Source organism: Granulicella aggregans (assembly GCF_014203275.1).
Taxonomy (GTDB): domain Bacteria; phylum Acidobacteriota; class Terriglobia; order Terriglobales; family Acidobacteriaceae; genus Edaphobacter.
In genome coordinates this window covers 290,801-305,088 of sequence record NZ_JACHIP010000003.1, presented here as the reverse complement: position 1 = coordinate 305,088, position 14,288 = coordinate 290,801, and the positions used below count along the sequence as shown (strand labels likewise).

Sequence of the window (14,288 nt, the reverse complement as noted above, 5' to 3'; positions counted from 1 at the left end):
CGATGCGGAAGGTTCCATCCTCACTCATCCTGCTCTGCACCGGAGTCGTCCTCCTTCTCACGTCCTGCAAGAAACCCGCCCCCGCCAACGGCCTCTTTCACGTCACCTTGCAGACCGACTGGTACCCCCAGCCCGAGCACGGCGGCTTCTACACTGCCCTCCTCAAGGGCTATTACAAGCAGGAAGGCCTCGATGTCACCATCAACCCCGGTGGCCCCTCTATCGTTGCTGACCAGCTCGTAGCCAGCGGCAACGCCGACTTCGGCATGAGCTCCTCCGACAAGACGCTGGTCTCCGTATCAAAGGGTCTCCCTCTGGTCGCCGTCGCCGCCACCATGCAGCGAGACCCCCAGTGCGTCATGGTCCACTCCGACTCACCCGTCAAGACCTTCGCCGACCTCAACGGCCACGCCATCGCGGTTCTCCCCGGCTCCATCTGGTTTCAATATCTGGTCAAGAAGTACCACCTCGACAACGCCCGCGAGATCCCCGCTACCCTCTCCGTCGCGAACTTCCTCTCCGACCCCAACTACATCCAACAATGCTTCGTCACCTCTGAGCCTTACTTCGCAGAGAAGGCCGGGGCCAAGGTCCGCACCCTCCCGATAGGCGACTCCGGCTACTCCCCGTACCGCGTCTACGAGACCTCCGAGAGCTTCCTTCACGACCACCCCGACATCGTCGCCAAGTTCGTCCGGGCCTCTACCAAGGGCTGGCGCGACTACCTCGCCGACCCCACCCTCGCCAACGCCGAGATCACGAAGCTGAACCCCGCCATGAGCCAAGGCCAGATGGCCTTCAGCTATCAGGCCCTGAAGGACCAGCACTTCCTCACCGGCGACGGCCCCGATGACCCGAAGCTAGCCTCGGGCGACATGCTCGGCAAGTTCACCACCCAGCGCTGGGCCACCATGTACAACCAGCTGCTCGACCTCAAGGTCATCACGACACCGATTGAGCCATCGAAGGCTTACACGCTCCAGTACCTGCCGCAATAAGCTTTTTGCCGTCATTGCTTCGCGAAGCGACGGACCCCTTGACTGCTAACGCCACCCATACCGTCCGCCCCTTTCAGCCGAAGCCGTGTACTGAGCCAAGCCAATGACAACAATACCTACCGACGAAACCTACCTCGCCTCCGTCATCCGCTTCACCATGAAGTCCATGACCACGAAAACACCTGTTCCTTTCGGCGCTCTCATCGTCGAGACCGCCACCGGCAAGCCGCTGATAAAGGCCCTGAACGCCGTAGCCGCCGAGAACGACCCCAGCTCCCACGCCGAGCTCCGCACCGTCCGCAAGGCCTGCAAGAAGCTTGCAAAGAAGGGCAAGGGCCGTTCGCTCAAGGGCTACACCATGTACTCCACCTGCGAGCCCTGCGCGATGTGCATGGCAAACATCCTCTGGTCCGGCCTCGACCGCGTCGTCTACGGCGCAACCATCGACGACGCCAACCGCCACTGCAACCAGATCAAAATCCCCGCCCGCGAGGTCTCTACCCGCAGCGACATGCCCTGCATCGTCGACGGCCCACTCCTCCGCGATGAAGCCTACGCCCTCTTCACCCACCCCAACATGCTCAAGGTCTTCGAGCAGTGGAAGTCCGGGCCGCGTACGCTGAAGAAGGCTGCAAAGAAAGGCAAGGCATGACCGAACCACGTCTATCTGAATCCGACATCGCCGCCCTCACCGCCTGCCTCTCCGAGCCATCACGCCTCATCACCAACGCCCAGACCGTCCAGCGCCTCTCCCGCGACTTCTACTGGTACTCCCCCATCCTCAAAAAGCAGCTCGAAGACAAGACCGCCGACGTAGCCATCCAGCCCATCTCGGTCGAAGAGATCATCGCGGTCCTCACCTACTGCCACCAGCAAGAGATCCCCGTCACAGCCAGAGGCGCAGGCACCGGCAACTACGGCCAGGCGATCCCCCTGAACGGAGGCGTCGTCCTCGACCTTATCAAGATGGACGCCATCGAAGAGATCACCCCCGACGGCGTAGTCATCTGCCAGCCCGGAGTCCGCCTCGGCGTCCTCGAAGCCGCCGCCCGCGAGCAGGGCTTCGAGCTCCGCTGCTACCCCAGCACCGTCGTCAAAGCCTCCGTCGGCGGCTTCCTCGGCGGCGGCTCCGGCGGCATCGGCTCCATCGCCCACGGCGGCCTCCGCGACTTCCAGACCGTCCGCGCCATCGAGGTCGTCACCATGGAAGCCACACCACGCGTCGTCCTCCACGAGGGCACCGCCGTCCACGACGTCATGCACTCCTGGGGCACCAACGGCATCATCACCCGCATCTGGCTCGCCCTCACCCCTGCTGTCGAATGGGCCCAGTGCGTCGTCGCCTTCCCCACCTTCGACGAAGCCTTCACCTTCAGCGAAACCATCGCCGTCCCCGAAGCCTGGACCAAGCGCCTCATCACCACCTTCGAGTGGCCAATCCCCTCCTGCTTCTCGCCCATCGCGCAGGTCACCCGCGACGGCAAATCCCTGATCTTCTTCATGATCGCCGCCGCCCACCTGGAAGCCCTGCAAACCGCCGCTGTGGAAGCCGGTGGCGAGATCACCCTAGCCGCACCGTACACCGGCCTCCGCACGCTGCCTCTGCTTTCCGACTACACCTGGAACCACACCACCCTCTGGGCCATCAAGCAGGACAGCGCCTTTACCTACCTCCAGTGCGGCTTCAACCCCGCCACCGTCCGCGACCAGTTCGCCCAACTCAAAGCCAACTTCGGTGACGAGATCCTCTTCCACATCGAGTGGATGAAGACCGGCACGGGCACCATCATCCCCGGCTCTATCCCGCTCGTCCGCTACACCACCGAAGAACGCCTCAACGAGATGATCGACTTCTGCCGCAGCATCGGTGTCAGCGTAGCCAACCCCCACGTCAACAATGTCGAAGGCGGCGGCCGCTACCGCGAAGACAACGTCCAACTCCAGACCAAGTACAAGTACGACCCCAAGGGACTTCTAAACCCAGGCAAGATGACCACCTTTCAACGCACACAATCCGAAGAGCCGACCACCGCCTGACCTTGCAACACTCCGGGTGCCCCATCCATGCGGCTTCATCGCATGGGTGGGATAGAACAAGTTCAACTCAGCAAGGAAAACAAATGCAAACCTGGATCCCCGACTCTCGCCAATTCGCTTACCTCAACTGGAAGCAAGTCGATGCCCTGGACCGCGAAAAAACTCTACTAGTCCTCCCAACCGCAGCCATCGAGCAACACGGCCACCACCTCCCGCTCGCCACCGACACCCTCATCAACAACGTCCTCCTCGGCAAAGCCCTCGCCAAGCTCTCAGCCGAAGCCCCCGTCTACGCTCTCCCGCCCGTCTGCTACGGCAAGAGCAACGAGCACATCGGCTTCCCCGGCACCATGGCGCTCTCCGCGCAGACTTACATGGCCGTTCTCCGCGATCTCGGCGCAAGCCTCCATGCCGCCGGCTTCAAGAAGCTCGTCCTCTACAACTCCCACGGTGGCAACACCGCGTTGAACGACGTGATGGCCCGCGACCTCCGCGCCGAGTTTGGCCTCCGCACCTTCCAGATGGGAGCCTCCGGCGGCGCGAAGTTCGAAGACATCGCCCCACAGGAACGCGCCTACGGCTTCCACGCCGGCGAGTACGAGACCTCCGTCCTGCTGGCCGCCACGCCCGCCCTCGTCGACACGAGCGCCTACACCGTCAATTACATCGCCGACGTAACCAAAACCTCCGTCCTCAAGCCCGAGTTCGCCCCTGCCACCTTCGCCTGGCTCACCCGCGACATCGCCCCCTCCGGCGTCATGGGCGACCCCAACCCCTCCTCCGCCGAAAAGGGCGAGCGTTGGATCGAAGCCGCCGCCACCGCCGCCGCAGCCTGCCTGGAAGCGATGCTTGCCTACGAAAACCACCACAAACCATAAGCGCTATTGTAAGAAGAAGCGTCATCTCGACCGAAGCATCGCAGCCGTATCGCGATAAGGAGTGGAGAGACCCCCGCATTTCGCCTTTGTCTGTTCTTGCTTGTCATTCCCGTAGGGAATCTGCTGTCGTCGTTGCCTGTTTGTTTGCAAACCAAGCGAGAATCCCATGACCGAACCAACAAAAATAATCGATCTCGGCAACGGCGTGACCCTCCGCCGCTCCATCCCCTGCGTCCTCTCCGACGGCGTCACCCTCCTCTCCGACCACTACGCCCCAACCAACACGTCCGGCCCGCTCCCGACCATCCTCATGCGCCAGCCCTACGGCCGCGACATCGCCTCCACCGTCGTCTACGCCCACCCTGCATGGTTCGCCAGCCACGGTTACAACGTCGTTATCCAGGACGTCCGCGGCCGCGGCGGCTCGGAAGGCGTGTTCTACCCATTCCTGCATGAGAAGCAGGACGGTGCCGAGACCATCGCCTGGCTCCGCACCCTGCCCGAGTCCAACGGCAAAGTCGGCATGTACGGCTTCTCGTATCAAGGGATGACGCAGCTCCTGGCCGCTGCCGCCCAACCCGAAGGCCTCCTCTGTATCTCACCTGCCATGGCCGCGACCGATCTCTTCCACGGCTGGTTCTACAACAATGGCGCGCTCCGCCTGGCCTCTACCCTCGGCTGGGGCCTGCAGATGCTCAAGGAGGACGCCCGCCGCCTCAATCTCCGCGAAGCCAGCGAGCGCCTCGAGCGCGCCTGGGCCAATCTTCCCGCACAGTTCCTCGAAACGCCCTACGCCGCCCATCCCGCAATCAAAGCGAACGCCCTCAGCAAATACGTCGTCGACTGGATTGAACACAACGCCCCCGGTGAGTTCTGGTCGCGCATGGATCTCACCACCTCTCTCGACAAGATCACCATCCCCGCCCTCCACGTCTCCGGCTGGTACGACACCTACCTCAACGGCACCATCGCCGGCTTCCGCGCTCTCACCGACCAAGCTGGCACCGACCACGCCCGCGACAACCAGTACCTGCTTGCCGGCCCTTGGGTCCACATCCCGTGGGGCAACCGCATCGGCACCCAGAACTTCGGCCCCGAAGCTCTGCTCGACACCGACGATCTCCTCCTCCGCTGGTTCAACCACTGGCTCAAAGACTCCGGCGAATTCGCCGCCGAACCGAAGATCAAGCACTTCGCCCTGAACGAAAACAAGTGGCACCACGCGAAAGAGTGGCCCACCGAAAGCACGCTCACTCTCTCCCTTCACAGCGAAGGCCGCTCCAACTCCAGCAAGGGCAACGGAACCCTCAGCGCCGAAGCGCCCACAAGCGACGAACCCTCCGACATCCTCTCCGTAGACCCCGAGGTCCCCGTCATCGCTCCTGGCGGCATCGCCTCCGCCAGCGGCTGCGTCAACCAAGCAGCTGCCCAGCAAGGCAACAACGTCCTCGTCTACACCTCCGCCCCATTCGACGCGCCTTTACATCTCTTCGGCACACCCAGCGTCACCCTGCACGCCAGCACCTCCGCCCCGCACGCCGACCTCGTCGCCAAACTAACCTGCGTCCGCCCGAACGGCGATGCGGACTTCATCTGCATCGGCATCGCTCGCAGCTCCCACCTCTTCGCCGACTACACCCCCGACACCCCACACCAATGGCACTTTGACCTCGAACCCACATCCTGGGTCTTCGCCCCCGGCGAGCGCCTTCGCCTCGAAATCTCCGGCAACAGCTACCCGCTCTACGACCGTAACCCCCACACCTCCATCAAGCCCGCGCAAGCCGACTCCTGGCACTGGAAGCGCTCTACCCACATCCTCCACCACAACGCTGCACTTCCCTCAGCTCTTCATCTGCCCATCGTTAGTTGAGGTACGCTAAGGGCAAACCTTCATTCTTTTTCCTATGAACGCGTCATCTCGACCGGAGCGAAGCGCATTGGAGAGACCCCCGCATTTGCACTTGCCCTTAGCCGCCACGCCATCATGACCACCGAAACCATCATCGTCCCCGCCATCTCCATAGCCTCCGCCACCAAGAGCTACGGCACCGGCACGACCATCCTCAAAGACATCTCCCTCAACATCGCAAAAAAAGAGTTCGTCAGCATTATCGGCCCGTCAGGCTGCGGCAAATCGACGTTGCTGAAGTTAGTCGCCGGCCTAAGCCCCATCACCTCCGGCACCATCGCTGTCGACGGCATGACCCCCGCCAATGCCCGCGAGATCGTCTCCTTCATCTTCCAGGACGCCACCCTTCTGCCCTGGCGCACCGTCCGCCAAAACATCGTCCTCGGCCTCGAACTCGAAGGCATGGCCCGCGACCGCCGCACAGAAAAGGTCAACGAAGTCCTCCACCTCGTCGGCCTCACCCACGTAGCCGACTCCTACCCCCGCCAACTATCCGGCGGCATGAAGATGCGTGTATCGATCGCCCGCGCCCTCGCGACCCGCCCGCAAGTCCTTCTCCTCGACGAGCCCTTCGCCGCCCTCGACGAGATGACCCGCGACCGCATCAACGAAGACCTCCTCCGCCTCCGTGCTGATCAAGGCTGGACCTCGCTATTTGTAACTCATTCCGTTGCAGAAGCCGTCTTCCTCTCCACCCGCATCCTCGTCCTCGCCCCGCACCCCGGCCGCGTCGCCCACGACATCGCCATCGACCTCCCCTTCCCGCGCAACGAAGAGACCCGCTCCACGCCAGCCTACGAGCAAACCGTCATTGAGATCTCCCGAGCCCTCCGAAGCGTCAGCGCCAGTAGCGTAAATGCGGGGGGCGCGGCCCACCCATGAAGACCCTCCGCACCATCGCCCAGGCCCTCATCATCCTCGCCGGAATCCTTCTCGTCTGGCAGGGCATCGTATGGCTCTTCAACCTCAAGCCTTACATCTTCCCCGCGCCCCTCGACGTGCTGAAAGCAATCGAAGCGCGCTATCCCGAACTGCTCGCATCTCTCAGTCTTTCAGCAGCCGCCGCAGCAGCCGGACTCTTTACCGCTCTCATCGCAGGCGTCGGTATCGCCCTCATCTTTGCGCAGTCGCCATGGGTCCGGAAGATGTTCTACCCCTACACCATCCTGCTGCAGACGGTCCCCATCATTGCCGTCGCTCCGCTTATCATCATGTGGATCGGCCCCGGCCTCTTCGCCGTCACACTCATCACCTTCATCATCTGCCTCGCGCCCATCATTGCGAACACCACGCTCGGCCTCATCAGCATCGACCGCAACCTCGTCGACCTCTTCCTCATGCACAACGCCTCGCGGGGCCAAATCCTCTTCAAGCTCCGCATGCCCCACGCCCTGCCGTCCATCTTCACCGGCATCCGCATCTCTTCTGGCATCGCCGTCATCGGAGCCCTGACTGGAGAACTCTTCGCCGGCTCATCCCGCGTAGGCCAGGGAGGCATCGGCTACGCCATCCAGTACGCCAGCGCCCAAACCGAGACCCCGTACCTCTTCGCCTTGGTTCTCGCCGCCTCCGCCTTGGGCTTCGCCTTCTTCTTCATCGTCATGGGCCTCGAGTGGTACTTCCTCCACGAGTGGCACGAATCCGCCCGCTCCACCGATGTCGAATAGCTTTACAACTCTGTGCCCCATTCATCGCAGTCTCATCGTGATGAGTGGGAACGCCACAAACTTCAAAGGAAGCCGCTATGCTTCGTCTCGAAACCCCCACCGGCTACTGGCTAGTAACGCACCCCGATCACGCTCACCTCGCCGGAGCCATCGCCTCCCACTGGGGCAACGACCTCTTCACATCGCCTGAACCGAGAACCAACGTCCTACTCGGCATCAACTCCCACGACGACGGCTGGGCCCAACGCGACGCCTCTCCCTCCATCACCCGCCAAGGCAAGCCCTCAGCCTTCTCCGTCGAACTAGTAGGCAAGTACTCCGCCTTCGAGGAGATCGACCTCCAGGACTACCTCAACGTCCGTGATCGCGCCGTCGCCGAGGTCGCCGCCAAAGATGCCTACGCCGCGCTGCTCGTCTCGAAACACACCTACAACCTGCTCACCGCACGCGCCGATCGCTCCACGATCTCCCCCGATCAACTGCCGCTGCTCGACGCCTTCCTCGAAAGCCAGCGCAACCTCCAGTCCGATCTCCTCGCCACCATCCGCGCTGACTCGTCTTTCACCAAACAAGACACGAGCGACGAGGCCGTAGAAGACCACTTCCGCCTCCTCCAGGCCTGCGACAACATGTCTCTCATCGCCTGCGTCGACTTCACCGGATCCGCAACCCTCATTCATCCATTGCTGACATCAACGGGCCATCAAGAGATCACTGTCACCCCACTCGGCGACCGCGCCTTCCGCCTCACGCCTTACCCTCTCAGCAGTGAAAAAATCACCATCGAATTCCCCGCCCGCCACGTCCCCGGCAAGACATTCACTACATCGAGCGAACTCGCCACCCTCTTCGCCGCCGCTCCCATCGAGACCCTCACCCTCACACTCTCTGCCTGACCGTCTCTTTCGCGTAATCTAAAAGATGCGTCAAATAAGGAGCCTCCAAGAGTGTCCGCAGTAAAGATCATCGAATCCCCACGCCTCGCCTGGCAGCATCTTCCCAAGCCCATGCCGGCCGAGATCAAGGCCGACTACCTCCGCACCCTCATCGCCGCTGGCTTCAAGTACATCGACGCCGTAAGCTTCGTCGGCCGCGCCCTCGTCCCGCAGATGGCCGACGCCGAACTCGTCCTTGAATACCTCGACCCACCCGATGACGTTGAGATCACCGGCCTCGTATGGGATGTCAAAGGCGCCGAGCGCGCCATCAAGAGCGGCTCCATCCAGACTCTGGCCTTCCCCTACTCGCTCTCGCCCGCCTTCCTGCAGCGCGAGCAAAACCATTCGCTCGAAGACGCTCTTGACCTACTCGAAGAGGTTGGCACCCTCGCCTACAAAGCTGGCATCGACCTAGTCGCCAACGTCTCCATGGCCTTCGGCAACCCGCTCGGCGATGCCTGGAGCATCGAGGAAGCCGTCAACGCCGTCGATCTTCTCGTCGAAGGCGGCGTCACGCAAATCACGCTCGACGATACCGCAGGCCTAGCCACACCCAAACTCATCAGCGATCTCTTCTCCGATGTCTCCGCCGTCCACGACGAGATCGACATCGGCCTCCACCTCCGCGCCCAACCGCAGGACGCATCCGTCCGCATCCGCGCCGCCTACGAAGCAGGCTGCCGCCGCTTCACCACCGCGCTGGGCGGCTTCGATTCAACCGTCGCTCTCGGCAACACCCTCGCTCTGACGATCCCCACCGAGATCGCCCTCACAGAACTCCGCAGTCTGGGTGCAGAAGTAGACGACATGCGCCCCGTCGAATCCCTCGTGCACGCCGCCTCCGAGATCGCCCGCAAGTACGGAGCCCGCGTCCAATGACCATCGGCCACCAACAACCCAGCGAAACCCGCATCCGCGTCCGCTACGCCGAGACCGACCAGATGGGCGTCGTCTACCACTCGAACTACCTCATCTGGTTCGAGGTCGGCCGCGTCGAACTCATGCGCCAGATCGGCCTCAGCTATAAAGACATGGAACGCGAAGAGGGCTGCGGCATCGCCGTCGTCGAAGCCAACGCCCGCTATCGATCGCCCGCCCGCTACGACGATGAACTCATCGTCCGCACCCGCCTAACCGCCATGCGCGGCCCGGTCATCAAGTTCGGGTATAGCATTATCCGCGCAGCCGATGAGACGCTCCTCTGCGAAGGCCACACCGTCCACGTCGTTGTTGACGGCTCCATGAAAAAATGTGCCCTTCCACAGAGATATGCGGAACGTTTGGCCTCCTGCCTCATCCCATAAGGCGAACCACCCGCAACGGAGGAACTACACATGAGCACCACGAAGAAGATCGCCCTCGTCACCGGCGGAAACAAAGGCCTCGGCCTCGAAACCAGCCGCCAGCTCGCCGCCCAGGGCATCACCGTTCTCCTAGGAGCCCGCGACCTCGCCAAGGGCGAAGCCGCCGCAGCCCCGCTAAAGGCCGAAGGCCTCGATGTACGCGCCGTCAAGATCGACGTCGATGACCGTGCCGACCACGCCGCCATCGCCGCCTTCATCGAGAAGGAATACGGCGTCCTCGACATTCTCATCAATAACGCCGGCATCATGGTCGACGGCGAGATCTTCACCAACACCACCCTCAAAGTCACCGAAGAAAATCTTCACAAGACCTTCGACACCAACTTCTTCGCCGTCGTCGCCCTGACCCAAACCTTGCTACCTCTGATCCGGAAGAGCGAAGCCGGACGTATCGTGAACCTCTCCAGCATCCTCGGGTCTCTTACTCTCCATGCAACCGAAGGCTCGCCCATCTACGAGGCCAAGGGCTTCGCCTACGACACGTCGAAGACTGCCCTGAACTCCTACTCCATCCACCTCGCCCACGCGCTTAAGGACACCAAGATCAAGGTCAACTCCGCGCACCCCGGCTGGGTCAAGACCGATATGGGAACCGATGCCGCTCCCATGAACGTTGAAGATGGCTCGAAGACCTCCGTCTGGCTCGCAACTCTACCGGAAGACGGCCCCACCGGCGGCTTCTTCCACATGCAGGACACCCTGCCCTGGTAACTGCTACATGGGCAGCGATTCACACGGCCTTCAGCGAACCCCGCTGAAGGCCGTTCCGCATGCGCTCACGCAACATTCCAGCTCAGCCGATAACCCCACTGGAGCCACGCGTCGCAGCCAACATGCCCCTACCCAGAATGACCATCGGCAAAATGACCATCGGCAGGAAGCTCTTCCTGAGCTTCGGAGCCGTCATGGCCATCACGCTGCTCATCGCACTAGGCGCTCTCGTCAATAACGCCGCTCTCAGCGCCACGGTCGAACGCGTCGTTTACTCCACCTCCGTCAAACAGGCCATCGCCGACGAGATCGACATCAAGGTCACCGACCTCATCTCCATCGAGCGTGGCCTTTACCTCCATACCTTGCTCAAAGACCGTGCCTCCACGGAGTCCTTCAACCGCGCCTATCTCGCCGAAGCCGACAAGCTCACCCTGCTCTCGCAGAAGCTCGAACCCCTCCTTTCCACCCCCGAAGACAACCAGGCCCTGGCCGAGCTAAGCACCGGCGCTCTGCAGCTTCGCCATCTCCACGAACAGGCCTACAACCAGATCAGCCAATCCGCCTCGACCGCTCCGCTAACCCTCTACACCGGACAGTTCGTCCCACTCGCCCGCCGCACAAAATCGCTCGCTGACGACCTCCTCGAACACCAGACCCGCCTCACCCCGCAGGAGTCCCAATTCGCCCACGCCGAGGAGTCAAAGGCTCGCTGGCTCACCTGGGCCATGCTCTTCCTCTTCTGCGTTGCTGGCGTCGTCCTCGTCTTCATCGTCGCCGACATCAACCGCAGCCTCCGCCACACCGCGACCGACCTAAGCCGCGGCGCAGCCCAGATCGCCGCCGCCGCTATCCAGGTCTCATCCTCAAGCCTCTCCCTGGCCGAAGGCGCCTCCGAGCAGGCCGCCTCCATCGAAGAGACCTCCGTCGCCGCCGAGCAGATCAGCGCCATGGCCCGCAGCAACACCGACAACGCCCAGGCCACCGCCGGCGTCGTCGCGGACTCGCAGAACCACATCGCAGAGGGCAACCGTTCGCTCGCCCAGATGCTCTCCGCAATGGAGGGCATCGCAACGTCCTCCGTCCAGATCTCCAAGATCATCAAGGTCATCGATCAGATCGCCTTCCAGACCAACATCCTCGCCCTCAACGCGGCTGTAGAGGCCGCTCGTGCCGGCGAAGCAGGCATGGGCTTCGCCGTCGTCGCCGACGAGGTCCGCAATCTCGCCCAACGCAGCGCCCAGGCCGCCAAGGACACCGCCACCCTCATCGAAGACTCCATCGCCCGCTCCCTCGCCGGCAAGGCCAGCGTCGACGAAGTAGCGGAGGCCATCCGATCCATAACCACCCAGTCATCCCGCGTAAAGATCCTCGTCGACGAGATCCATACCGGCAGCCGCGATCAGTCGCGCGGCATCGACCAGGTCAGCCGCGCCGTCCTCCAGATGGAACACGTGACACAGGCAACCGCTTCGAACGCCGAACAAAGCGCAGCGGCCGCCAATCAGCTCAAGTCCCAGTCCCAGACCATGCGCGAGATCGCCAGCGCCCTCGGCGCAATGGTCGGCGGCATCGACAAGGAGTACTCCGACCTCTCCAACTCAACAGACAGATCGAACCGCGCCCACGCAAGCGTCACGCCCATCGACACGCAATACCCAACCAGCCGCATCCCCGATCGCAGGCGACGCGATACTCCCAGCCCTTCATCCATCCGCCGCTCCACCGATCGGCGAACATTCTCATCGTCCTCGCGTGAGGACGATGAAGACTTCCACGCGTTCTAAGTATCCATTACGAACTACTGGATATACGACCAAAGAAGTCGCTCCATATTCGGTCTGCGACTCATTTAGTCGCAATTTACGCGGTGATTTGCAACATTTATCTTCAGTTTTATAGACAACCATGACGCTCTGCGGAGAGTCACAACACTTGAAAAAAACAAGAATCAAACAAACAAAAGGAGGCTTGAGATGCAGGCAATTCACGACGGACAATGCGGTGCATGTGGACACTTCGGCGAAGACCACAAGAGCGATGTGCTCGTAACCATCCTCTCCACCAAGAAGGCCGACGAGACCTTCCTCGAAACGTGTGGTCTTCCCAAGAATGCCGCCATTCATCTCAAGGTCTCCCCCATTAGCGGATGCGATGGCTTCGTTCCAGCGGCATCGGCCTGACAAATTTCACTTCCCCTCTTCAATCGAACGGCGGCGCCTACAGGCTCCGCCGTTTTCCTCCATCCATTCACTCTCCGTCCTCTCGTATCATCGTGAGGACAGGAGACACCTTGCCACTAGAAACCTCAGACCTCGCAATCGTCATCATGGCAGCCGGCAAAGGCACCCGCCTCAAGAGCAAGCGCCCCAAAGTCCTGCATGAGATCAGCGGTCGCTCTCTCCTTCTCCACGTCATCGCCGCCGCAAAGTCCCTCGTCCCCGCCAACCGCATCTACTGCGTCATCGGCCACGAGGCCGACCAGGTCCGCCACGCCGTCGCGCACACCGGCGTCCACTTCATCCTGCAAGCTGAGCAGCGCGGCACCGGCCACGCCCTCCAGATCGCCAAGGCCCACTTCGCCGCTACCGGCGATGTCATCCCGCAAAACCTCATCGTCCTCTCCGGCGATGCTCCCCTCATCCGCCCCGAGACCCTCCAAGCCCTCTCCACCTTCCACGCCGAGCAGCACGCCTCAATGACTATCCTCACCGCTGTTCCCTCCGACCCCACCGGCTACGGCCGCGTCATCCGCGCAAATCCTGACGCCCCCGATGTCACCGCCATCGTCGAACAAAAGTCTCTATCCCCCGAACAGAAAAACGCCCCCGAGATCAACTCCGGCATCTACTGCTTCAATACCTCCGCTCTATTCGCGAAGCTCGATCTCCTCTCCACCAACAACGCACACGGCGAGTACTACCTCACCGACGTAGCCGCCCTCCTGGTCGCCGACAAACAGCGCGTCGTCGCCATCCAAGCCAGCAGCGTCGACGAAGTCCTCGGCGCCAACACCATTGCCGAGATGATGCACCTCGACGCCGCCATGCGCCTCGCCACCGCCCACCGACTCATGGCCGAAGGCGTCACCATCTTCCGCCCCGACACCTGCGTCATCGACGCCGAAGTCCAGATCGCCCCCGACACCATCATCGAGCCCTACGTCCAGATCCTCGGCGCAACCCGCGTCGGCTCCGACTGCCGCATCCGCTCCTACTCCGTCATCCACTCTTCGGAACTGGGTGAAGGCGTGCTGGTTCGAAATGGCTGCATCCTCGACCACGCCACCATCGGCGATGGCGCAATCCTAGGCCCCTACGCTCACCTCCGCCCGGAGAGCATCATCGGCCCCGCAGCTCATGTCGGCAACTTCTGTGAGACCAAGAAGATCACCCTCGGCGCGGGATCAAAGGCAAATCACCTCACCTATCTCGGCGACGCAATCATCGGCGCAGGGGTCAATATCGGCGCGGGCGTCATCACCTGCAACTACGACGGCGTCCATAAGAACACCACCACCATCGGCGACCACTCCTTCATCGGCTCAGATTCAACCTTGGTCGCTCCCGTCACGGTCGGCGAAGGTGCCTACGTCGCCGCCGGAAGCTGCATCACCGACGACGTCCCCAGCGACGCTCTCGCCTTCGGCCGCGCCCGCCAGGTCACAAAATCCGGTTGGGCCGCCACCCGGCGCGAAACCATCCGAGCCAACAAGTAGCATGGAATACTTGTGCGCCATAGAGTGACCGCGCCCCATTCATCGCGCCGTTGTCCTTGGCGATG

At 62.3% G+C, this 14,288-nt stretch carries 14 protein-coding genes; all 14 read left to right on the top strand.

Annotated elements, in window-relative coordinates:
* Positions 1–2: 2 nt before the first annotated feature.
* The 14 genes from HDF16_RS11620 (at position 3) to glmU (ending at position 14,223) form a co-directional block, all read left to right on the top strand.
* Positions 3–998, top strand: coding sequence for an ABC transporter substrate-binding protein (locus HDF16_RS11620; RefSeq protein ID WP_184216744.1), 996 nt, complete (start codon positions 3–5; stop codon positions 996–998).
* Positions 999–1,101: 103 nt separating this feature from the next.
* Complete coding sequence (locus HDF16_RS11615) at positions 1,102–1,650, top strand: nucleoside deaminase (protein ID WP_184216742.1); 549 nt, start codon at positions 1,102–1,104, stop codon at positions 1,648–1,650.
* Positions 1,647–3,035 (top strand): FAD-binding oxidoreductase, encoded by a 1,389-nt coding sequence (locus HDF16_RS11610; protein ID WP_184216740.1) that lies wholly within the window; start codon positions 1,647–1,649, stop codon positions 3,033–3,035. Before HDF16_RS11615 ends, HDF16_RS11610 begins: the two co-directional genes overlap by 4 nt.
* Before the next feature lie 83 nt (positions 3,036–3,118).
* Positions 3,119–3,913: a creatininase family protein gene (locus HDF16_RS11605; protein WP_184216738.1), complete on the top strand. Its 795-nt coding sequence runs from the start codon at positions 3,119–3,121 to the stop codon at positions 3,911–3,913.
* 166 nt (positions 3,914–4,079) lie between these two features.
* Positions 4,080–5,786: a CocE/NonD family hydrolase gene (locus HDF16_RS11600; protein WP_184216736.1), complete on the top strand. Its 1,707-nt coding sequence runs from the start codon at positions 4,080–4,082 to the stop codon at positions 5,784–5,786.
* A 114-nt stretch (positions 5,787–5,900) separates the two neighbouring features.
* Positions 5,901–6,707, top strand: a complete 807-nt coding sequence (locus tag HDF16_RS11595; RefSeq protein WP_184216734.1) for an ABC transporter ATP-binding protein — start codon at positions 5,901–5,903, stop codon at positions 6,705–6,707.
* Complete coding sequence (locus tag HDF16_RS11590; protein ID WP_184216732.1) at positions 6,704–7,492, top strand: ABC transporter permease; 789 nt, start codon at positions 6,704–6,706, stop codon at positions 7,490–7,492. The genes HDF16_RS11595 and HDF16_RS11590 overlap by 4 nt, the downstream gene beginning before the upstream one ends.
* A 77-nt stretch (positions 7,493–7,569) precedes the next feature.
* Positions 7,570–8,388 (top strand): DUF3891 family protein, encoded by an 819-nt coding sequence (locus HDF16_RS11585; protein WP_184216730.1) that lies wholly within the window; start codon positions 7,570–7,572, stop codon positions 8,386–8,388.
* Positions 8,389–8,439: 51 nt separating this feature from the next.
* On the top strand, positions 8,440–9,309 hold the full coding sequence (locus HDF16_RS11580; protein ID WP_348641305.1) for a hydroxymethylglutaryl-CoA lyase: 870 nt from the start codon (positions 8,440–8,442) through the stop codon (positions 9,307–9,309).
* Entirely contained in the window at positions 9,306–9,734 is a 429-nt protein-coding gene (locus HDF16_RS11575) for an acyl-CoA thioesterase (RefSeq protein ID WP_184216728.1), read from the top strand. Before HDF16_RS11580 ends, HDF16_RS11575 begins: the two co-directional genes overlap by 4 nt.
* 30 nt (positions 9,735–9,764) lie before the next feature.
* On the top strand, positions 9,765–10,505 hold the full coding sequence (locus HDF16_RS11570; RefSeq protein WP_184216726.1) for an SDR family oxidoreductase: 741 nt from the start codon (positions 9,765–9,767) through the stop codon (positions 10,503–10,505).
* Between the two features lie 122 nt (positions 10,506–10,627).
* A complete protein-coding gene (locus HDF16_RS11565) occupies positions 10,628–12,292 on the top strand; it encodes a methyl-accepting chemotaxis protein (protein ID WP_221312684.1) in 1,665 nt (554 codons plus the stop codon).
* A gap of 189 nt (positions 12,293–12,481) precedes the next feature.
* Positions 12,482–12,688: a hypothetical protein gene (locus tag HDF16_RS11560; RefSeq protein WP_184216722.1), complete on the top strand. Its 207-nt coding sequence runs from the start codon at positions 12,482–12,484 to the stop codon at positions 12,686–12,688.
* Between the two features lie 146 nt (positions 12,689–12,834).
* The gene (gene glmU, locus HDF16_RS11555; protein ID WP_184217484.1) at positions 12,835–14,223 is read left to right on the top strand and encodes a bifunctional UDP-N-acetylglucosamine diphosphorylase/glucosamine-1-phosphate N-acetyltransferase GlmU; all 1,389 of its coding nucleotides are present in this window, start codon (positions 12,835–12,837) and stop codon (positions 14,221–14,223) included.
* The last annotated feature ends 65 nt before the right edge of the window (positions 14,224–14,288 follow it).

What these genes read in the sequence shown, in the direction of transcription:
- HDF16_RS11620 (WP_184216744.1), top strand. Translation starts at nt 3, where the DNA reads ATGCGGAAGGTTCCATCCTCACTCATCCTGCTCTGCACCGGAGTCGTC.
- HDF16_RS11615 (WP_184216742.1), top strand. Translation starts at nt 1,102, where the DNA reads ATGACAACAATACCTACCGACGAAACCTACCTCGCCTCCGTCATCCGC.
- HDF16_RS11610 (WP_184216740.1), top strand. Translation starts at nt 1,647, where the DNA reads ATGACCGAACCACGTCTATCTGAATCCGACATCGCCGCCCTCACCGCC.
- HDF16_RS11605 (WP_184216738.1), top strand. Translation starts at nt 3,119, where the DNA reads ATGCAAACCTGGATCCCCGACTCTCGCCAATTCGCTTACCTCAACTGG.
- HDF16_RS11600 (WP_184216736.1), top strand. Translation starts at nt 4,080, where the DNA reads ATGACCGAACCAACAAAAATAATCGATCTCGGCAACGGCGTGACCCTC.
- HDF16_RS11595 (WP_184216734.1), top strand. Translation starts at nt 5,901, where the DNA reads ATGACCACCGAAACCATCATCGTCCCCGCCATCTCCATAGCCTCCGCC.
- HDF16_RS11590 (WP_184216732.1), top strand. Translation starts at nt 6,704, where the DNA reads ATGAAGACCCTCCGCACCATCGCCCAGGCCCTCATCATCCTCGCCGGA.
- HDF16_RS11585 (WP_184216730.1), top strand. Translation starts at nt 7,570, where the DNA reads ATGCTTCGTCTCGAAACCCCCACCGGCTACTGGCTAGTAACGCACCCC.
- HDF16_RS11575 (WP_184216728.1), top strand. Translation starts at nt 9,306, where the DNA reads ATGACCATCGGCCACCAACAACCCAGCGAAACCCGCATCCGCGTCCGC.
- HDF16_RS11570 (WP_184216726.1), top strand. Translation starts at nt 9,765, where the DNA reads ATGAGCACCACGAAGAAGATCGCCCTCGTCACCGGCGGAAACAAAGGC.
- HDF16_RS11565 (WP_221312684.1), top strand. Translation starts at nt 10,628, where the DNA reads ATGCCCCTACCCAGAATGACCATCGGCAAAATGACCATCGGCAGGAAG.
- HDF16_RS11560 (WP_184216722.1), top strand. Translation starts at nt 12,482, where the DNA reads ATGCAGGCAATTCACGACGGACAATGCGGTGCATGTGGACACTTCGGC.
- glmU (WP_184217484.1), top strand. Translation starts at nt 12,835, where the DNA reads ATGGCAGCCGGCAAAGGCACCCGCCTCAAGAGCAAGCGCCCCAAAGTC.